Here is a 21,558-nt window from a genome sequence, read left to right on the forward strand (position 1 = left end):
CAGCATTATGACCACCGCTCAGGCTTTGCTGTTATAGCTGTTGCTGTCCTGCAGGCTGCTGAGCGTAAGGTCACACCCGATATCTGCCATCACCTTTTCGCCATTGACCTGCGCGCCCTGCAGCAGAGCGTCACGGCCGCTGGTCAGGCTGACGTTGCTCCCCGCATCCAGCGTGGTCTCATTCCACGCCGTGCCGTTCCCTTTCTCACCGCCTTTGCCCGCATTGGCGCTGGCGGAGACCGTAAACCCGGCGCCATTTGGCCCGGCAGTAATGCCCACGCCCAACGAGCCGCATTGAGAGTGATATCTTTCCCGGCCTTCACCTGGCTGCCTGATAGCAAGAGTGGTAAATGGGAGCCGGGTCGCATAACCACCAATTTGTTTATTTCTTGTTCTGAAATGCTTGTGTGAGACCTTATGAGAGTTCAAAATACACCCCAGTAAGGATGCAAAATAGAATTTCAGTGATAAGCGAAAGCATTCATTATCAGAGGATATCTGGATGAGTTTTTCTGCCCGGTTTCTGCAACTACGAAAGGAAAATGGCCTGACCCAGCCGCAGATGGCTGAGAAGACGGGTATCCATATAAGTCAGGTCCGTCGTTATGAATCAGGTGAAGCACTGCCCTCAATGGATATCCTTAAGCGCATCGCTGTTGCTTTTAGTGTGACCACCGACTGGCTGGTATTTGAAGAAGGCGAGCGGGAACCGCAGGATGAGTTAAAGCTGAAGTTTGAAGCGATTAAGCAGATGGATGAAGATGAACAGAAGGCTGTTCTCTCCATTCTGGATGCGATGATTTTAAAAGATCAGGCCAAAAAGCTGATTGGTCGGGCCTGATTAAGCGCGGCTATACCGTGTTGCGAGCACGATATAGCCGCTAACCACAACTAACTATCCAGGAGTTAATTATGGCTGAGCGCAATTCTAAGCCAGAAGTTGCCACAACTAAAGCAACACAGCCCCTTGCCCGCTGCGAGTTTTACGATCGCATCCGACATAACTTCATTCCACTGCAGGGCGAATGGCTTTCACAGGCTGGCTTTACGCCAGGTATGCCCGTCAAAATCCGGGTGATGCCGGACTGTATTGTGATCACTACTCAGAACACCCGCGAACTGTGGGGCTGTGCGGAAGGGCTGAGCGTCGCCAAATTCAGCAAACGGAAGATGAACCAGTGGATCAAAGCCTTTCCCGGCGCGATTAACGATACCGGCGATGTGCCGGTGGTGAAGCGTGGTGATAATCATTTTATCTAAGACCTGATAATAAACTCCCGATCTTTGAACGGGAGTTTATCGTTAATGCTTATCGGCTAAATCAAGAGCTACTGCCAACTCTAGTTTATCCAATCTACCTTTCAACTGCTTTGAGTAGTCAGCAACTGACATGTCAAAATGCTCATTAACTTGATTATCACTTTTGGATAATTCGAAGCCAACAATTAGAATGCCATTAATTAACACCCTGTATATATCCTCACCCTGTTCTGGAGTATGAGCCAGAACATAGACTGAGTTGATATGTCCATATTTATCATTTAGGAAACCGGTTATTACTTTATTGCCCCTAATAAAAGACCCTGAGTTTATTAACTCATCCCTCTTGATGTTTTCAGTACGAGAGCCTGTCAGTTTCATTTTATTCTTCCTGGAGTAGCTGTGTTCAAATTCCCATGTTTATCAGTAAGTATGGTCATAACCGAAGTGGGTTGATGATTGCTAAACTTATCTGTCCCTATTGGACTCCCCAGATCAACCTCTCTGATGTAACGTTCTCCTTTAGCACTGGAAAGTGTCCCAGCAATTGGGGATTTTACTACCTGAGAACTTTGCAATAATGTTTTAAGTTCGGATTGAGAAATAGTAAATTGGCTTTTACCTGGCCTCCCAGAATAATGATCATGCACAACATAATTCCATCCAGCGCCACTTGCTTGACTACCACTCATTAAATTAATGCGTGATTGAGTGATTCCATAAATATTTGATACTGTATCTGCGTTTTTTGTAACTGATGAGCCATTACTGCTTTTACCTATCCCAGCAGCTATTCCCGCCGCATTAGATATCGCCGCATTTCCAAAAATGTTCGCAAGTTCAGTCGTTGTGTCTTCTGAACCACCAAACATTTTTGCACGATAAACCAATGTATTGATTGAGCCATCAAAGTTTGACGAGGCTCCACGCAGGTTTTTCCACTCCAGCTTTTCAGCCGCCTTGAGCGAATCAATTCCGTCTTTTCGTATTTTAGCTGTTAATTCATCGTTCCTGGCAGCAATACCAGCTTTCCATTGTTTGGATCCCCGTCAGCTCCTGGACAGAGTCGTAATTGCTCTTCATTTTGTCGCGGCTGTAGCTGATATTGACGCCAGGTCCGCCGCCTGCGCCAAAGGTGTAACTCAGCCCACCGCTCAGGCTCTGGTGGGATATATCAGCATCCGTCACGAAGTACGCAGCGATGCCGGCACAGCCTGATACAGTCGCTGCGCGGGTCTGAGGCTGAAGGGAGACTGGCTGGAAGAGGCGGGATTTACGATCGATACGCCGGTTGAAGTCCGGGTGCTGCCGGGTTGCCTGATCCTGACCGCGCAGGAACCACAGCCGGAGACGGCAGAACCGGAAGTGCTGACGCAGTTACGCCAGGCCTGCAAAAAACTCTCCGCACGCAAGCAACGGCAGATTGCGGAGTTTATCCAGGTGATTGCCACGCCGCACAATCGGCCACCACTACCGGACAGGGTGGATCTGCAGGCGGCGAACAAACGTAAGTAACTGGTTAAAAAGTTAAAATCCCAGCCGCACTGGCTGGGATTTTATGTATTGGAGCGTAATATTAGTTCAACAGCTCAATATCATCTGGATAAACAGTCAAAACATCTAACGTCTCACCATTAGCATCAATAAACTCTACTTCATAGCCCAATGTAGGTTCTGTATATACCATAACAACAGCCCCCTTACATCCTGCAGCTATAGAGCCAGATAACATCTTTGTGGACTTAACGACGTCATATTCTTTAATCATAATATTAGCACCCGTTATTTCTTGGCCGGAATAGCTGTCACAAGTCTAACGACTCCATCATTATTCTTAATCCAACCGAATTTCACATCTATTGTTCTTCCGTTAGCACCAGTGATAGATATTACCTGGTCATATTTGACGCCGTGCTGAGTTTCTGCTGTTTTCACAGCTTTGCCTGGTTCAAAGACAATTTGTTTTGCGAGATCGCTTGAATTCCCTTTGTTAAAGCCGAGGGCTTTGTCAAACCATTCAGCCTTGCTTCCACCAACTGGATGATCTTTTGCTAACAGGTAATTAGCTAATTTATTATCAACACTAGTTTGCGTCTCTGGTGCGTTTTTTAATCCATTCTTGGCCGCATTTTCTCCAGTATTAGTCTTATTTTTCCCAATCCCAGCAGCTATTCCCGCTGCGCTTGTCCCTGCCACCTGAGCCAGCGAGTTGATCGCAAGCTGCTTCGCTTCGGATGAATCTCCGGACATCAATGCGTTATGAATCGCCGCGTTTCTGTCTGCCTCAAGCTGGATCGTCGTCACCTGAAGGACTGAAAGTTCATCCTGATCTTCCCGACTCAGACCACCATCAGCACGCGCCTTTTCCAGCAGCTCATTGATACGATTAGCATAATCAGCCTGCAACTGGCCAACTTCATTCGCTTTATCGACACAGTCCTGAGCCCCCGAGCAGTTCACAACGCTTTCATGCTGCTCAGCATTTATTTTCTTATATTTTTCAACAACAGCGCTACAGGCATCCCCCTGGCACTGGGTCATTTCTCTGGCCCGGTCCTGGTTTTGTTTGACGCTAAGAGAGTTATTCTCAACAGTAGTCTTCCCGGCCTGCGCCCCTTCCACCACGCTTGCACCGCTGTCACCCACCAGGCCACCGGCCAGGCCTGAAGCCAGCGTCGCCAGCGCGGAGACCGTTTGTTTTTCCTCTTCACTCAACTGGTCGGGCGTTTTGTCCCAGGCGGCAAGGGCGATCATGCCCGCCAGTTCGCCCGTGGCGGCGCCTGCTGCCGCTGTTCCTGCATCTTTTCCGCTGGCGGCGGCCAGCGCGGCATTCACCACCGCGTGCGCCAGGACTCTTCCTGCGTGGTCTTTTTCAGGAATAGCTTTCGCTATCTCATTGGCGATATACGGGGCTGCAGCTCCCGCCAGGGCACCTTTGATATCTCCGCCCGCGATGGCCTGTATCGCTGCCGTGGCGGCGGTGATAGCCCGCTGATACTGCCCGCCTGTTCCCTGCTCGGTTTTTGCAAACGCATCATTGTAGAACGTCTGATACATCTGCCCGCTGATGGCCTCTTCCGTGACCGCCTTTTTATCCTTTTCCAGCGCCTTAATGGCGGCAGCACGGTCGTCTGCCGTCGCCGTTTTCATCTGCTTGCCGGCACTTTCCGTGGCCCTGATTTTCGCGTCCGTGCGCACGATATCCGACACCTGACGACCGATCTCACCAATAAGCTGTGCGGTCTGCAGGCGTCGTTGCTCTTTCTCTTTGTTAAAGATCGGGTCGATACTGCCGTTGGCATGGTCAGTATCACGACTCAGTGTACTCACATCCTGCTGCTGATGTGCGACGTCGCGAACAATTATTGTTCCGTCTGCCACCGCCGACTGCGTGGTGCCTTCCGCGTTACCGCTGCCGCCCAGACCGGTCAGCAGCGTGCTCGCCATATTGCCAATCACGTTTCCGGCAATGCCCCCGGACGTGCTGAACCCGCCGCCCTGATGCTCGACCTTGTACTCCGCTTTATTGTTGATATCCGTAAAGCCCAGCGTCCCGGTCTCAAGGCGGTTTTTATCCGCCTCTGCCCGGCTGGCAATCACCGCCCCGTCCAGCTGGGTATGGTTGCCGACGGCGACATCAAACCCGCCCTTGCCCGCGAAGATCCCCGTCTGCTCCTGGACAGAGTCGTAATTGCTCTTCATTTTGTCGCGGCTGTAGCTGATATTGACGCCGGGTCCGCCGCCTGCGCCAAAGGTGTAACTCAGCCCGCCGCTCAGGCTCTGCTGTTTGCTGTCATAGTTATTGCTGTCCTGCAGGCTGCTGAGCGTAAGGTCACGCCCGATATCAGCCGTGACCTTCTCGCCATTGACCTGCGCGCTCTGCAGCAGAGCGTCACGGCCGCTGGTCAGGCTGACGTTGCTCCCCGCATCCAGCGTGGTCTCATTCCACGTCGTGCCGTTCCCTTTCTCACCGCCTTTGCCCGCATTGGCGCTGGCGGAGACCGTAAACCCGGCGCCGTTTGGTCCGGCAGTAATACCCACGCCCAGCGAGCCGCCTTTGCTGGAATTGCTGCCGGTGGTGAACTGCGTGTTTGCCGCGCCGCCCAGGCTGATATCGCGAGCCGCATCGAGAGTGATATCTTTCCCGGCCTTCACCTGGCTGCCTGATACCGCAATATCGCCGCTGTTAGCCGAATTTCCCCGGCCATTTGCCGCCACGCTGAGATCGTTCCCCGCGTTCAGCGTGCTGCCGATGGCCGTGTCCTGCTCTGAGTGGGACGTGGATTTGGATGACTGCCCACCGAGGGAGACCATAACCCCGAATGCGCCATTTTTGGTCATATCACTGCCGTTGGCGGCTTCTGCCAGGCGACTCGCCTGACCGGCCTGAATCCCGGACAGTACCGCTTTGGTGGCCTGCAGTGAGGCCAGTCGCCCGTCACTCTGCTCTTTCGCTTCGATTGCCGTAGAGACCGCGGTATTGACTACGTCCCCGACCGCGCCGGAGAGCGCCACGGTCAGGCCGCTGCTCTTCTGCTCAAACGTCTGGTCACTGGTCCGTTTATCATGGCCCGATTCGATCACGACGCTGTCCCCGGTCAGGCTGAGATCTTTCTTCGCCACCAGATCGGCACCGCCAATATGCACCTGTTCCCCCGCGTTAAGCGTGACGCTCCCGCCGTTGCTGCCGACGGTGCTCATGCTCTGACTCTGGGTGGTGCCTTTCTCCTTAAGGTCCTGTTTGGTTTTACTGGTGCCGATGGTGAAGCCGATTCCCCCTGACCCCATCAGCCCGCTCTTTTTCTTCTCTTTAAGATTCCAGCTCGAGTCAGTATTGGTGGCCGCCTGAATATCAATGCTGCGGTCCGCACTCAGCGCAACATCGCCATCGCCGACCACCGCTGAGCCTTTTACCAGCAGGTCGTTACCGGATCTTACCGTCACGTTATCACCGCTCAGCAACGAACCGGTTTCCCGGGTGCTCTGCTGTTCCGCGATGGTGTGCGTGGTGGTTTTTTTCAGGAAGCCTTTTTTAGTTTTGGTCTCTTCTTTGAAGTAGTAATCACTTTCGGTGGCAGTGGTGAGATTGACATCACGTCCGGCCTGAACGCCAATATCCCCTTTCGCCGTCACCTGTGCGGCCTGGGCATTCATATCGCGCCCGGCGATAATCACCGTATCGGTGCCGCTGGCGATCTCCGTTCCCTGCTGGCGGACGTGCTCGTTGATCACTGTTTTTTTACTGGCTTTGTAGCTGTCGGCCTGTCGTGTTGCCAGAGCATCCAGATTGATGTCGCGTCCGGCCTGTAGTTCAACGCTTTTCTCTGCCACCATTCCAGCGGCCTGCGCCCTAATATCCTGTCCGGCTTCAAGCACCAGATTACCGCCAGCGCTGAGCGTGCTGCCCTGATAAGAGGCTGACGCTCGAGTGGTTTTGGATTTTCCCTCGCTGAGATTCCGGGTGCTCTCTATATTGTTCGCGTTGAGCGCAATATCACCCCAAGCCTTCATCAGCATGCCACCGCCCGAGGTCAGACTGGCGCCGCCTATGGTGATGTTTTTCCCGGCATCCAGCGATAGTGTATCCTGCGCAGTAATACTGGCAATATTGCCAGACTTAGTATCGGTAATGCTTAAGGCACGGCCCTTGCTTTTATCATCCAGGGAGAAAGTCGCGGACTGAGTGATGTTATTGATGCTGCCATCTAAGCTCTCTAGTACCACCGCTTTACCGCTGATAGCAGAGCTGATGTTGCTAATATCGCCGATGGAACTGAGGTCAAGATTGCCTCCCGCTTTAATCAACGAATCACCGCTGTTATTTATAAACTCTCGGCTCTCAAGGCTCAGGTCATTTTTGGCCAGCAGCGAGCTCCCGCTGTTGGTGATATTACCGCCCTTGAGGCTGATGTCATTCCCGGCGATCACGCTGCCGCTGTTGATGGTGGCATCTTTTGGCGATAGATACAGTTTTGGGATCATCACCATTTCGCCACCGATGTTCGCGATTTCCCACCACAGGATACTGTGGTCCAGACCCGCAATCTGATCGGCAGTGAGCGACACACCAAGCTGAAGCCCCAGAGATTGCTGCAGGCTGGCGGCGTTGTCGATCAGGTAGCGCATCTGATCCAGCTCGGAACCTATCCCGTTAAGGTAACGATGACCTGTCTGGTTAAGAAGCGTATTACTGACATAACGCGTATCGAACGCCGCATCACCAAGGAAACGGTAATCGTATTCTGGTTTCAGGTTAATGCGATCCAGCATATAAGCGGAACCAAGGAACAACTTCTCGTCGGTATATTCCGGATTAATCTCCCGTGGCACCACCATTTCAGGCGACGATATCGCAGGCCCAGAAATAGCCAAAGGGGGCGTAACAGGCTTAATGCTATCTGGTAACCCGGATGCTGTCTGGTCCCCGGGCGTTGCGGAAGGGGTGACTCCATTCGGCAGAGTCGACGCATTAAAACCGGGTGCAGAAGCCGATGGCGACAGCCCCAGCAGCTTGTTCAGGTCTCCAAACAGAGCCGGATCTAGATCACCCAGCCCGTCGAGTTTTGGATTGATGGTAATGAGGTAGGGGCTTTTCGGATTATCCGACACCACGAAGTAGCCGTTATTCCCCATCGGCAGGGGGTAAGCGCTGGTATCAACGGTTTTCCCCTGGTACTGCCCGGTAGTGCTACCTTTAACCGGATTCAATTCGGCAGTCGTGATGCCCGTATCCGCCAGCGTATTAAGCTTACCAAGGCTGGCGTTGCCTTGTTGGTTACTATGGATTGCGCTGATCGAAACACCTGCAGCACTGCCGCTGTCCAGCGACCCGCCGCCGTTGATTTGCTGCAATGCATTTTGCAGTTGATCGTTCCACTGTGGTGAGCTAACGGCACCAGCACTATTCAGGCTCTGTTTTTTCGCGCCCGTATCAATAGACTGGTTACTTAGGGTGTTCAGCGAAGGCGCTGGAATAACATGACTTATTCCTCCACCATTCGATGTTGTCGCCGTATTGCTGATATCACTGGAAAAATTAGCTGTTACCAGACCGCCAGCCTGAATCACTGAACGGAAAACCTGATCGGTGTTGCGCGTTTCGTACTGCGGTGCGCCGTCCAGCGTATAGGTTACGCGACGGTTATTATCGTTTCCTGAGGCAGGCTTTCCCACAAGACTGGATACCTTGCCTGTTTTCCCGCTATAGCGGTAGACCTTGTATTCATCTTCAGCATAACCAAACCAGGACTGGTTATTCAGGCTAGCTCCAGATAGGTTGACCCGATTGCCAGCCAGTAAATTACTGGCATGGTTATTCAGCGTAGCGGCACTCACATTAAGATCGTGATTGGCAGAGATACGCGATGCACCTGCCTTCGCCGTGACGTTAACAACAGTTGATCCCACTAAGTAACGTTGCACTGCCCCTATCGCCATGGGTGCGACAACAGAAAACCCATTACCTCCTCCAGGGCCGCTTACAACCGTATAAATATACCCCCACTGTTCAGCGGGCAGGCTGGTGACTTTTACACTGATTGAACTCGCTCCACTTGCCGCAGGGCTTCCCGTTGCCGCCTGATAGCTGCGTGACTCGCTGAGTCCCTCTCGCTCATTCAGCAGACTCCCCGTCCTAATCGTAATATCGCCATTAGTGGTCTCAATCGTTCCCGAGGTATTCACCACCTCGCCATTAGCATTACCCGCCGCGTCTTTTTGCATCCACAGGCTGTTGCCTGCCAGGATGTCGCCGCGCAGGTTATGGATGCTGCTGGCATAGAGCGCCAGATTGTTCGCCGCATACAACAAAGCGGTATTAACAATAGCCCCTGTCGCACTCATCGTCAGAGTGCCGCTCGTTCCGGTAAAACCGTTGGTCGTAATATTGCCCCGGCTGGCCAGGGTGATGTCACCCCCGCTCTGGATGGCGCTGCTGTCGCTAAGCGCAATGGCACTGCCGCTGAACATACTGGCTCCGCTACCGGTGGTTATTTGCCCGCTGTTGGTCAGTTGTCCGCCCGCGTTCAGGTTCACTGCCTGGCCCTGCATCACACTCTGGTTGTCAATCGCCCCGTCGCTGATGACGCTCAGGGTATTACCTGCCACCAGCTGCGCCTTGCCAGTAAAAGCGTTAGTCAGTTGCAGCGTCAGGTTGCCCAGTGCCACCATCTGCCCCAGCGAGTCCAGCCCAGTTGCACCCACAAACAAATCGCCGCCGCTAAACAGCTTGCCGGTGGCGGACTGCTCTACCTGCGTGGCATTGACCGTCAGTGTGTTGCCTCCGAGCAGAGTGCCACCATTGGTCAGGTGCCGGTAATTAAGTGTGAGGTCATTGGCCTGCAACAGGCCCTGATTAGTAAAGGTATCACCGGCCAGCGTCAACCGGTCGGCCATGAGTGTGCCGCTGGCTCCGTTCTGTGCAGCGTTGAGGATCAAGTCAGTCGCCTGAAGCCAGCCGGCGCCGTTATACTCCGGCGTGGTAAGCGTTAACGGCCCACCGGAGAGAATCCTTCCGTTGTTAAGCGCCTGGGTGGCAGCATCGACATGGGTTTCACCGGTGCCCTGGATCAGACCGTTGTTTTTCATATCTGGTGCGATCAGGGTGAGCACGTCCGAGCTCACCAACTCCGCACCGGCGTTATTAACCAGCGAAGCGCCGGTAACCGTTATGTCTCTGCCCTGAATTTTACCCGCGTTCACCACTTTTTCGGCACTCAGGTTCAACGCCCCGCTGCTTGCAAAAGTGGCTCCCGCCTGTTGAATGAACGCACCGTTGAGCGTGGCAGTCAGTTCGTCGTTACCGCTGATGACGCCACTATTGTTCAGACTATTAGCTTTTAGCATAAGAGCGTCTGCCGCCCACAGACCATCGTTGGTCATGGAGAGCGCCTGCAACGCCGCCGTACCCATCGCAGTGATTTTACTGCCCGTCGTCGAACGAAGATTTCCCGCAAGTGTAAGATTCAGCGCCCCGGCGCTCTGCACCACTCCGCCGTTCTCCAGCGACTGGGCCGCCAGCAACACGCGGTTTCCTTGCCAAGTTCCAGTGTTACGTACCACCCCGGCAGTGATGTCCAGGGTGCCCTGGGTGAGTAGCGATCCTGTTTCCCCGTTGTTCAGTTCAAGCTCCGGGGCCACCAGCGCCATGCGCGCCAGCGTAGCGACAGAGCTCTGACGATTATCCAGCAACAGGTCGTTCAGTCCGATCAACGTACCATTATTGGTTATGCGACTTTCATGCGCAGCCAGGCTGTTGCCCTGCACGGTACCGTTGTTGGTAAACGACTGGCCGCGCAGAGTGATATCCCCGGAACTCAGTATCTGCCCGTCGTTATGCAGTGTCTGGGCACGCACGTTCATCGCTCGTTGGCTGGTCAACGAGCCAGTCAACGTCAGAGTGTCGCTGACCGTGGCCGTCAAATCGCCCTGGCTCAGCAGCGAACCGCCAAGCGTCCAGTTGTCGGTAGCCACATTCACCAGGCCGCCCTGTAGCGTACCGAGGGTCGTAAGCTGTCCGGTATCCAGCCTGAAGGTCCCGCCGCTCAGGGTGCGGGATGCCGCTCCGGTGGTCAGGGTGTCAGCATTAAGCATCAAGCCGTTATTGCCCTGCCACAACCCGTCGTTGTGCAGCGTCGTGGCATTTAACGTCAGAGTATCGCCAGTGATACGCCCGCTGCTGGTGAGGGTTTCGCCGCGTAAATCAGTCAAGCCACCGCTGGCCAGTAGTCCGTCGTTGGTCACATCACCACGGTAAACGCCGGTCATGCCCTGCAGGCCGTTGACGGTGCCACGGTTATCAAAGGTAGTACCGTGCAGATCGAGAGTCTCCCCCTGCAATGTCCCGGCATTGTCCAGGTGGGCTGCATTGAGGGTCAACACATCGCCGGAAAGCCAGCGGCCCCCGGCGTTATTGATGAGTTCATCCGCTGTAGCCTGAAGCCCATGCGCACCCTGCACCAGTCCGCTGTTGCTGAGGTTTTTTCCCTCAAGGATAAGAGAATAGGCGGCGATCTCACCGCTGTTGGTCTGTACGTCGGCACGCAGAGTCGCGTCTTGATGGGCGAGCAGGATACCTGTGTTGGTCAAAGTACCACGCAGCGTAGCGTCAAGTGCATCGACCTCCAGACTGCCACCGTTGACCAGAGTGAGCGCATCAAGAGTCAAGTCGCCGTTCACATACAGCAGCCCCTGGTTCTCAAGTTGATCCAGGCTCAGATTCAGCGCTTTGCCGCTGACCAGCTGTCCCTGCCTGCCATTCAGCAGTTTGAGGGTGGTAAGCGTAAGGCTGTCGTTGCCCTGCAACAGGCCGTTGCTGGTCAGCTCAGGAGCGGTAAGCAGCAACACTTTCGCGGCCAGCTTGCCATCGTTCTGCATCTGCGTAGTGCGGATATCTGCCAGCCCCTGGCTCAGTATCTCCCCCTGGTTATCAAGCTGCCCGCTGAGCGTGGTGTTAAGAGCCTCCTGCGCCTGCAAAGTACCACCGTTATACAAGCTGTCGGCGGTTGCGGTAACCATGCGCCCTTGCATCTGCCCATGGTTATCAAGCGAGGTACCCTGTAGCGTCAGGCCGTTTCCACTCAGCATCTGACCATTTGCGGCATTGACCAACGTGGTCCCTTCCCAGGCCAAATCATCAGTGCCCTGAATCAACCCGCTATTGCGTACATCGCCATACAGTGAGAGTGCTTTGGACATCAGCGTGCCGCCATTCTCACTGCTTGATGCCTGTAGCGTCAGGACCTGCTGACTGATTACCCGCCCCTGGTTATTAAAACTGCCATTCACCACAGCGGTCAGGCCATTTTTACCCAGCACATTGCCATTATTGATCCACTCTCCGGTCGTCAAATCCAGCGTATCGCTCTGAACCAGCCCGGCGTTGACCAGTCGATCATTTTTGAGGGTCATCGCGCCATTGCTCAGCACGACTCCGCCCTGTTGGTTAGTAAGGCTGGCCCCAACGGCCGTAAGCCAGTCCGCCCCCTGTAACGTACCACCGTTGGTGATATCTGCCTGCTTCAGGGTCAGACTATTACCCGCCAGCAGCCCATGGTTGATCAGCATCGGTGCGCTGAACGTTAAATCGCTATCAGCGACAATGCGTCCGGTATCGTGGTTAATAGCTTTCTGCGTCAGCGTCAGCAGCAGGGAGGTCGCTGCCACTTCGCCGCTGTTGTCAAGCGTATCCGCCGTCACGCTGCCGACATCTGCCGCCGCCAGCCCGTCGTTTGTTACACGTGCTGAATTAAGGATTATTTGCTTATCGGCCAGCAGACGCCCGGCAGTGCTGTTGGTCAGGTCACGGTAATAGCTAAACAGGCTGACACCGTTGATTTCCCCGCCGTTTACCAGCGCGATGCCTTCCAAATGTAGATCGCCATCGGTGGTAACCAGCCCACTGTTATTAAATTCAGGGACAGAGAGGGTGAACCCCTGTGCCGAATAGAGGGTACCGCCCGTCAGGTTATCCAGTTTCCCGGTCTGAAGGTTCAGCGCGCGAGTGCCCTGCAGCAGACCACTATTACGTACCTGTGCCCCGGTAATATTAAGGGTATCGGCAACCAGCGTGCCGCTGTTCTTCAGTCCGTTTTGCGCATTCAGGGTGATACCCGCAGCGCTGGACTTACCGCCGTGAGTCAGCGTATTAGCCTTAACATCAAGCATCCCTTTTACCGCCTGAGTACCGTTAAGCGTAACGCTTTCAGCGCCCAGGGTCATATCGCTCCCGCTCTGCAACTGCGCCTGTTGCTGACTGGTCAGGACGCCTGCGTGGATATCCAGTGCGCCTGTGGCGTTAACCTGCCCGTCGATATCGGCCTGCGCCTGCGCACTTAGCACGACATCGCCGATGCCGGTAATGGTGGAACCCGCGCCGCTGGTGAGTGTTCCAGCCTCCACGCGCAGTGCGCCGTCTGCGGCCAGCGTGCCACTGTTTTGTACCCGATCCCCAGTGACCCTGAGGCTCTGTCCCTGTAGCGTACCAACGTTGGTAAGCGTTGTAGCATTGACGATGAGCTGGCCTTTTGCCGCGGCCACACCAACGTTAGTCAGTTCTCTCGCACGGACCAGGGCCGCGCCCGCCGAATTCAGCACACCGCTGTTTTGTATTTCATCACCGCCGATTTCCAGCGTCTGCCCCTGCAAGGTGCCGCTGTTGATAAGCGTTTGGGTATCGCCCGTTAACTGGCCTTTTGCCGCCATCGTTGCTCGGTTATCCAGCAACCCGGCCCTAATGTTGGCGTCGCCTGCTGCCATCACCGATCCACTATTGCGCACCGTGTCGCCTGTAAGATCCAGCTCCTGCCCTTCAAGCGTACCGCTGTTGTCCAACGTTGAACCCTCGGCGGTTAACAGCCCCTTTACCGTTACCGTTCCCCGGTTATCCAGCACTCTGGCACGTAGTAGTGCGTCGGAGGCTGACATCAGGGTACCGTCGTTTTGCAGCACATCGCCGGTGAGGCCCAGCGATAGTCCCTGAATTGTGCCGTGGTTATTCAGATAAGGAATGTTCAGCAGCAGGCTCTGCACCGAGTAGAGCGAACCATTCGCCTCGTTATCCAACTGCCCGGTTTTCATATTCAGCACGTGGGTACCCTGTAGTAATCCGCTATTGCTGATATGCAAGGCATTAAGCGCCAGGTTATCCGAAATCAGGGTGCCACCGTTGGTAATATCATCCTGAGCGGTCAGAATGATTTTCCCCGCGCTGGTCCTGCCACCGTGGTTCAGGGAGTTCGCCGTCACATCGAGCGAACCTTTTGCCACCTGAGCCCCGTTAAATGTGGCGCTGTCGGCGGTTATCATCATATTGCCGCCGCTTTGCAACTGGGCCGTGCTGGTCAGACTACCCGCATCAAGATTTAGTGATCTATCAGCGTTCACCTGCCCCTGCAGAGTGGCGTCGCGTTTTACCGTCAGAGTGATATCGCCTTTGCTGGTCAGGGTTGAATCTGCCGTCGTAGTCAGGGAACCTGCCTCCACGTGCAGAGCGTCATCAGCCGTCAGCATGCCGCTGCTGTGCACCACATCACTGCTCACGCCAAGGGTTTTTCCCTGTAGCGTGCCACTGTTTTCCAGCGTATCTCCTGAAACTCCAAGCGACAGTCCTTGTATCGTCCCCCAGTTGTTCAGCCTGGTAACTTCGGCGGTCAGCTGGCCTTTCGCAGCCACGCTACCCCGGTTGTCCATCTGCCCGGCGTTTAGCCACAGGTCGGTATCGGCAAGCAGCGTTCCGTCATTTTTCAGCACGTTGCCGGTAAGGCTCAGCGATACCCCCTGAATCTTTCCATGGTTATTCAGTTGTGGAATATTGAGGATCAGACCCTGTGAGGTGTAGATCGTGCCGTTCGCTTGGTTGTCCAGCCGATCAGCATTCAGATTCAGGGCGTCCGTGCCCTGAATCTGACCATCACTCTCAATCAGTGCAGCGCTGAGCACCAGGTTGTCCGCCACCAGTGTTCCGCCGTTGTTAATGCTGTCCATCGCGGTTATGGCGATCCTGGCAGCACTCGACTGGCCGCTGTGATTAAGGGTTTTCGCGATCACCTCCAGCGCATCTTGTGCGGCCTGGGTCCCGTTCAGCGTCGCCTCGCCAGCGGAAAGAGTCAGAGTGCCACCGCTTTGCACTTGTCCGGTGTTGTTCAGCCAAGAAGTGTTGGCGGTCAACTGGCCTTTTGCCGCCACACTACCCCGATTATTAAGTTGCCAGGCATTAAGCTGCATACCAGTATCGGAAAGCAGTATGCCGCTGTTTTGCAGCACATCACCTGCTACGTTGAGAGAAAGCCCCTGTATTGTTCCCTGATTGTTCAGTTGCGGAATATTGAGATGCAAATCTTGCGTTGAGTACAGCGTCCCGCTCGCAAGATTATCCAGTAGATTGGTATCCAGATTCAGCGCCTGGGTGCCCTGGAGTTGCCCGCTATTGCTGATGTGCGAAGCACCAAGTGCCAGGTTATCAGCTACCAGCAAACCACCGTTGTTGATACTGTCCTGTGCGGTAAATGTGATGCTATTGGCAGCAGATGTGCCGCTGTGCTTAAGGCTTTTCGCCTTAATATTCAGTTCACCTTTCACCACCAGGGTGCCATTCAGCACCACATCCTGCGATCCGGCGATAACCATATTGCCACCCGCCTGCTGAGTGCCATTAAGCACCACACCCTCGCCCTTCGCAACCAGCGCCCCGCTGCTCAGGCTGTCTTTCAGCACCAGCTTCCCGCTGGCATCGAGCTGAATATCTCCCTGACGCGCGTTCAGGTTACCGAGGTTAACCCCGACGCCTTTCTCGCTGGACACCAGATGAATACGGTTGGCGTACATCCCGCCCAGCGCTCCGGTATCGACCGCGACCGTCGGGGCTGCACCTTCGCCCTCAATGGCAGCCACGCTGCCGTCCGCCCCGACGCGGTTTGCACCGGCGGTGACCGTCAGGTCTTTCGCGTGGATCGCGGCGTTCACTTCCGTTGCCCGGGCGATAATCGACAGGGCATCGCTCTGGCTCGCATCCAGACCTTTGCCTTCGACGGTAATGGTCCCGCCGGTGACGTTCAGCGCGCTCAGGTTGCCTTTATCATCAAACTGCGGTTTACCGGTGGTCAGGGTGGCGTTCGGCGTGTTGATAAAGCCGCAGCCGTCGCAGGTGATGCCGTAAGGGTTCGCCACCATCACATTGGCCGCTTTCCCGGCGACCTCGGTGTAGCCCTGCAGCTGTGAACGGCTCCCGCCGGTAACTTCGTTGATGATGCCCCGGGCTTCCTGGCCGGGACGCAGGTTGGGGTTGTTCTGGATAATCCCGCCCAGCTGGGTCTGATTAAACTGGCCGGTGGCGTTATTGAGGATCAGCCCCTCTTTGCCGACGTTGTAGTCGTTAAACTGATTATGGGAAATCCCTGCCCCGTTGGGCGTGGCGATATTCAGGACCGGCACGCCGTTGGCGGCGCTGTCCATGCTGGCCGGACCGGTCGGGCTGATGACGGCGGCGACGGCCGGAGCCATTGGCTGCCAGACCAGGGTGCTGATGATCAGCCAGCTGATGGCGCGCTGGGAAAATTTCACGGGCAGAGAAGTGTTATCCATAATCGTTATCTCTTAAAACATCATGCTGACGCGCCAGTTGACGCTGAGAGGGAATTTCGGGGAGCGGTTTAACCGGGGAGAAATAAGGGCCAGCACGGCCACAGAGGCTATACGCAGAGACATCCTGTCCATTCCATTTTAGAGGATCGAGTTAGTTGTTTTTATAAAAAATAAATAAGATAAGGACTAAATATACCAGCCCCGAAAAATAAAACAAATTCATTCCCTGACTCAATAACAACCACAAGATAAAGAAAGAACGTAAATAAAATTCACCACATTAATAATCCAACTTAAATCAAACGGCCGCGATTTTTTAATTCAGGGCCGCAAGCATCCATTACTCCTGATTGCGCCAGACCAAATCAACAGAGGCAACCTTGCCATTGGCAATAGTGAAAGAGAGGGACTGGTCATTCACGAAATAGCGTAGGGTGTCAGGCGTTTCTACCGCAGCAATACCGTTGTAGGCGTGATACACCTCTTCCAGGGTATCGCCAACGCCGATACCTCGCGTCGTTTTATACTCTGCGGAGGTCACTGTAATGGCCTGGATAATGTAGTCATCATCCATCCCCCAAAGCCGTTTATCGTAATCCTGGTTAGATGAGACAACGCTCAGGCCAGCATACTCATGCGATGAGAATTTATTTAGCCCTCCCAGTTCATTCGGGAAGTCACCAATATAGCCAGAAGCGATTTCCTGGTCAGATAAGGCCGCAAAAGTACGGCTCCAGGAGCTGCCCAGGCCAAACCACCGCGCTTGACCCACGACAATAAAATCCGTATCGCCCAGGGTATGCTGACGTGGCTTTGCCTTCTTCGGTGAATAATCATTTAGCGCTGAGGTGCTTACCCATCCTGGAATATTTTCGCCTTTTACGCTGGTATAACTGACGTAGGTGTACTCCCCGTAATGTTTGTAAGCCCGCAGAAAGTCACCGGCAACCACATAGCGGCCTTCGGTTTTACAGTCGGCGTCGGGGGCGCTGTAAAACGGGACTCGCTTCTGGTTGGCGACAGCGAAGGCGGTTTGCGGAATATCACTCTGGCCGTTGACGGTGTACTGTTTAGCCGTCTGGTGTCTCTCCGGGCAGGTGTGGCTATTTGCCATCAGGGTGCCTGAAAAAAAGGCGAGCATTCCTGCTATCACGTTCAGGTTCATAAATCCTCAGGCTGCAAATAACGCGTCTTATCGGTATGGGGTCGATACGATTTTACGCTCTCCGGGGGTAAATCGATAACGTCTCTCTTCCTTGTACAGGATTGAATTTCCCCGCTCTCCGGCGGATAGTAAGCCTCTTTTCCCCGTAACACGGAATCGTTATGACCCGAACTGTGAAACCGCTGGTGCTGAAAAGCGCCGCCCTGCTCCTGCTGTTAATGCTGGCCTTCACCGGCATCAGCGCGGGGGACAAAGTGACCTGGTTAATGGAAGCTGCGCCGGTGATGATCGTGGTGCCGCTGCTCTGGCTGACCCATCATCGCTATCCGCTGACGCCGCTGCTGTACACCCTGATTTTTTTCCACGCCATTATTCTGATGGTCGGCGGGATGTATACCTATGCCAAAGTGCCCATCGGTTTTGACGTGCAGGCGTGGTTCGGGCTGAGCCGCAACCCTTACGATAAGCTGGGCCATCTGTTCCAGGGCCTGGTACCGGCGCTGGTGGCACGGGAGATCCTGATCCGCGGGGCTATCGTGCGAGGCCGGAAGATGCTCGGGTTTGTGGTGTGCTGTATTGCGCTTGCGATTAGCGCCTTCTATGAGCTGATCGAGTGGTGGGCCGCGCTGGCCATGGGTCAGGGTGCGGATGATTTCCTCGGCACCCAGGGCGATCCCTGGGATACCCAGTCCGATATGTTCTGTGCGCTGATCGGCTCCCTGGTCACCGTGCTGGGGTTGGGCCGCTGGCATAGCCGCCAGCTGGCGACCTGGATTAAGCCGTAAAAAAAGCGGGCCGTTGTCGGCCCGCTTCGCATTCAAAGAGTGAAACCTTAGTCGTTGATCCGCGGGTGCTGCTGCACCAGGCGTCCGCGTTTGTCCTGCAGGTCAGCGATCTCTTTATCAATATCTTCAATTTTCTGTTCGATATTGTCGTGATGCTCACGCAGGATCTCTTTTGCTTCCTGGATATCCGACGCGGCCGGGGTTGCCCCCTTCAGCGGCAGGTTGGCCGTTTCCTTCATGGTGATACCGGTAATCAGACCGATCACCGCGATGACCATCAGATAGTAGGCCGGCATCAGCAGATCCTGCGAGCTTTCCACCAGCCAGGCGGCTGCCGTTGGCGTCAGACCGGCAATCAGCACCGAGATATTAAAGGCGCTGGCCAGCGCGCTGTAGCGGATATGCGTCGGGAACATCGCCGGAAGCGTGGACGCCATCACACCGGTAAAGCAGTTGAGGATCACCGCCAGCATCAACAGACCGGCGAAAATCAGGCCGAGGACGTTGCTGTTAATCAGCATAAAGGCCGGGATCGCCAGCACAAACAGCGAGACGCTCCCCAGGATAACGAACGGGCGACGGCCAAAGCGGTCGCTCAGCAGGCCCATAACCGGCTGCACAAACAGCATCCCGATCATAATGGCGATAATAATCAGCACGCCGTGATCTTCGGAGTAATGCAGGTTATGCGACAGGTAGCTCGGCATATAGGTGAGCAGCATGTAGTAGGTGACGTTGGTGGCAATCACCAGACCAACACAGGTCAGCAGGCTGCGCCAGTGCTTCGTCGCGATCTCCATAAAGGAGACCTTCGGTCCTTCCTGCAGGCCTTCGCGGTCGCCCTGCTCCAGCTTATCAACGTGTTGCTGGAACGTCGGCGTCTCTTCCAGCGCATGGCGGAGATAGAGACCAATCAGGCCCAGCGGCAGCGCAATAAAGAACGGAATACGCCAGCCCCATTCAAGGAAGTTTGCCTCGCCAAGAATGGTTGAAAGCAGTACCACCACGCCCGCACCCATAACGAACCCGGCGATTGAACCGAAGTCCAGCCAGCTGCCCATAAAGCCGCGTTTACGGTCCGGGGAGTATTCGGCAACAAAGATCGACGCCCCGGTGTACTCACCCCCGACGGAGAAGCCCTGCGCCATTTTACACAGCAGCAGCAGTATCGGCGCCCAGATACCAATCGACGCATAGGACGGTATAAGCCCGATACAGAAGGTACTGACCGACATGATAATAATGGTGATGGAGAGAATTTTCTGGCGACCGTATTTGTCACCAAGCATCCCGAAGAACAGCCCGCCGAGCGGACGAATCAGGAAGGGTACGGAGAAGGTCCCAAGTGCGGCAATCATCTGTACGCTGGGATCGGCCCCGGGGAAAAAGACCTTACCAAGCGCATAGGCCACAAAACCGTAAACACCAAAATCGAACCACTCCATCGCGTTACCTAACGATGCCGCGGTAATTGCTTTGCGTAACTTACCATCATCAATGATCGTCACGTCACGCAGGGTAATTGGCTTAACTTTTTTCCTTTTAAGCATTTTTTATCCTCATCTTTCCTTTGCCTCTGGCGCACCACCGCTGTTCCGAACGATATCGGAGCATGCTGTGCACCAGTGAGCCGCTACTTAAGCAACTCTCCATTCAAGCGTAGCAGGTTTACTTACACTGATTTACTCAGGCTGACCTGTTTTCATCCGTACAACCGAACCTGTTGACGCCTGTTCAGGCGGGTTAATGACCTCTTTACCCTAACAGTGTTTAAATTTGTGATCAACTTCACGAAAAATATTCAGATGTGACGGCCTGCGTCATTAAATGTAAATGGCGGGACATCACCCTGCTATTTCCGGCCCCTTTCCTCCGTCACTTTCTTCTTTTTTTTGCGTATTTTCAAAGCGGTCTCAGAAGACGTACCGATAGTGACTATTACTCAGCTAGTCAAAAAATAATCTATAAATATTTACATCCCATTTACAGCTTTCCTAATAACTGGAATGTTCCGGAACCTTTAGCTGAAATATGTGACGAAGATAACTAAAACAGCGTTTTATTATGATTGAATCATTATTCCAAAGATCGCATCATAGCTTCCGACGTCACACATAATGAGTAGTTCGAGTAACGCATAACACCCGCGTTCGATTTCGTTATTTTTGCATGGGTTAGCGAGCACTTACCGCCGCTATCGACATATAACCGAATGAAATTATTATTAAATCTCTTCCATCGCTGTCGAGATGCGAAGTGAGGATGCACAATGAAAATCAAAGCTACTATTGAACGAATCCCGGGCGGGATGATGCTGATCCCCCTGTTACTCGGTGCGATCTTAAATACCTTCGCACCCAATACAGGGAACTATTTCGGTTCTTTCACCAAGGGCATGATCGGCGGCACCGTACCTATTCTGGCGGTATGGTTCTTCTGTATCGGTGCTTCTATCGATCTGCGCGCTACCGGCACCGTATTACGTAAGTCCGGCACCTTAGTGCTGACTAAAATCGCCGTGGCCTGGGTGGTTGCGATGATTGCCGCAAGCTTTATTCCGGATACGGGCATTCAGACCGGCTTCTTTGCTGGCCTCTCCGTTCTGGCGATTGTCTCTGCGATGGATATGACCAACGGCGGCCTGTATGCGAGCCTGATGAATCAGTACGGCAGTAAAGAAGAGTCCGGCGCATTCGTGCTGATGTCTCTGGAATCTGGCCCGCTGATGACCATGGTGATCCTCGGTTCCGCTGGCCTGGCCTCCTTCGAGCCGCATCACTTCGTCGGCGCGGTACTGCCGTTCCTGATTGGTTTTGCGCTGGGTAACCTGGACCACGATTTCCGCACCTTCTTTAGTAAGGCAACGCCGGTTCTGATCCCGTTCTTCGGCTTCGCGCTGGGTAACACCATTAACCTGAGCGTGATTATGGACACCGGCCTGCTGGGTATCGTCCTGGGCGTGGCGGTTATCATTATCACCGGTATCCCGCTGATTATTGCTGACCGTGTGATTGGTGGCGGTAACGGTACTGCGGGTGTGGCAGCCTCCTCTGCAGCAGGTGCTGCGGTGGCTAACCCGGTGATTATCGCGCAGATTAATCCGGCATTTGAACCGGTTGCGGCTTCCGCAACGGCGCTGGTGGCAGCGAGCGTGATTGTAACGGCGATTCTGGTGCCGATAATCACCGCCCTGTATGCCCGACGTTTCGGCAATCATCAGCCGGTAAACGAGCAGACAGAACAGACTGAAAGTACACAGCACTAAAACAG

The 21,558-nt window shown here is 54.3% G+C and carries 11 protein-coding genes and 2 pseudogenes; 5 read left to right on the forward strand and 8 right to left on the reverse strand.

Annotated features, from left to right (window positions below; translation table 11 throughout):
- Positions 1-24 precede the first annotated feature (24 nt).
- Positions 25-300: pseudogene (locus EDF81_RS24065) on the reverse strand (hemagglutinin repeat-containing protein); the annotation flags it as partial.
- Positions 301-502: 202 nt separating this feature from the next.
- Between EDF81_RS24065 and EDF81_RS14970 the strand changes: the two are divergent.
- Both EDF81_RS14970 and EDF81_RS14975 read left to right on the forward strand, forming a co-directional pair.
- Entirely contained in the window at positions 503-841 is a 339-nt protein-coding gene (locus tag EDF81_RS14970) for a helix-turn-helix domain-containing protein (RefSeq protein ID WP_123348898.1), read from the forward strand.
- Between the two features lie 71 nt (positions 842-912).
- Positions 913-1,260: a SymE family type I addiction module toxin gene (locus EDF81_RS14975; protein WP_123348899.1), complete on the forward strand. Its 348-nt coding sequence runs from the start codon at positions 913-915 to the stop codon at positions 1,258-1,260.
- A 42-nt stretch (positions 1,261-1,302) separates the two neighbouring features.
- On the opposite strand, the gene EDF81_RS14980 is transcribed toward EDF81_RS14975, so the two are convergent.
- The 3 genes from EDF81_RS14980 to EDF81_RS23965 form a co-directional block, all read right to left on the reverse strand.
- On the reverse strand, positions 1,303-1,641 hold the full coding sequence (locus EDF81_RS14980) for a hypothetical protein (RefSeq protein WP_123348900.1): 339 nt from the start codon (positions 1,639-1,641) through the stop codon (positions 1,303-1,305).
- On the reverse strand, positions 1,638-2,132 hold the full coding sequence (locus EDF81_RS24140; RefSeq protein WP_221180820.1) for a hypothetical protein: 495 nt from the start codon (positions 2,130-2,132) through the stop codon (positions 1,638-1,640). Before EDF81_RS24140 ends, EDF81_RS14980 begins: the two co-directional genes overlap by 4 nt.
- A gap of 130 nt (positions 2,133-2,262) precedes the next feature.
- The gene (locus EDF81_RS23965; RefSeq protein WP_148049935.1) at positions 2,263-2,448 is read right to left on the reverse strand and encodes a hypothetical protein; all 186 of its coding nucleotides are present in this window, start codon (positions 2,446-2,448) and stop codon (positions 2,263-2,265) included.
- 45 nt (positions 2,449-2,493) lie between these two features.
- On the opposite strand from EDF81_RS23965, the pseudogene EDF81_RS14990 reads away from it, so the two are divergent.
- Positions 2,494-2,775: pseudogene (locus EDF81_RS14990) on the forward strand (SymE family type I addiction module toxin); the annotation flags it as partial.
- A 61-nt stretch (positions 2,776-2,836) separates the two neighbouring features.
- On the opposite strand, the gene EDF81_RS14995 reads toward EDF81_RS14990, so the two are convergent.
- From EDF81_RS14995 to EDF81_RS15005, 3 genes are all read right to left on the reverse strand, one after another.
- Positions 2,837-3,028, reverse strand: a complete 192-nt coding sequence (locus tag EDF81_RS14995; RefSeq protein WP_123348903.1) for a DUF4926 domain-containing protein — start codon at positions 3,026-3,028, stop codon at positions 2,837-2,839.
- Positions 3,029-3,042: 14 nt separating this feature from the next.
- The gene (locus EDF81_RS15000) at positions 3,043-16,338 is read right to left on the reverse strand and encodes a hemagglutinin repeat-containing protein (protein ID WP_148049936.1); all 13,296 of its coding nucleotides are present in this window, start codon (positions 16,336-16,338) and stop codon (positions 3,043-3,045) included.
- 340 nt (positions 16,339-16,678) lie between these two features.
- Positions 16,679-17,452, reverse strand: coding sequence for a hypothetical protein (locus tag EDF81_RS15005; RefSeq protein ID WP_148049937.1), 774 nt, complete (start codon positions 17,450-17,452; stop codon positions 16,679-16,681).
- A gap of 212 nt (positions 17,453-17,664) precedes the next feature.
- Between EDF81_RS15005 and EDF81_RS15010 the strand changes: the two genes are divergently transcribed.
- Positions 17,665-18,288: a DUF2238 domain-containing protein gene (locus EDF81_RS15010; protein ID WP_123348905.1), complete on the forward strand. Its 624-nt coding sequence runs from the start codon at positions 17,665-17,667 to the stop codon at positions 18,286-18,288.
- Positions 18,289-18,335: 47 nt separating this feature from the next.
- On the opposite strand, the gene proP is transcribed toward EDF81_RS15010, so the two are convergent.
- Positions 18,336-19,838, reverse strand: coding sequence for a glycine betaine/L-proline transporter ProP (gene proP / locus EDF81_RS15015; RefSeq protein WP_123348906.1), 1,503 nt, complete (start codon positions 19,836-19,838; stop codon positions 18,336-18,338).
- Between the two features lie 719 nt (positions 19,839-20,557).
- Between proP and kdgT the strand changes: the two genes are divergently transcribed.
- On the forward strand, positions 20,558-21,553 hold the full coding sequence (kdgT, locus tag EDF81_RS15020) for a 2-keto-3-deoxygluconate transporter (RefSeq protein WP_123348907.1): 996 nt from the start codon (positions 20,558-20,560) through the stop codon (positions 21,551-21,553).
- Positions 21,554-21,558: the final 5 nt, after the last annotated feature.

It is taken from the genome of Enterobacter sp. BIGb0383, from assembly GCF_003751845.1.
In the GTDB taxonomy this organism is placed as follows: Bacteria; Pseudomonadota; Gammaproteobacteria; order Enterobacterales; family Enterobacteriaceae; genus BIGb0383.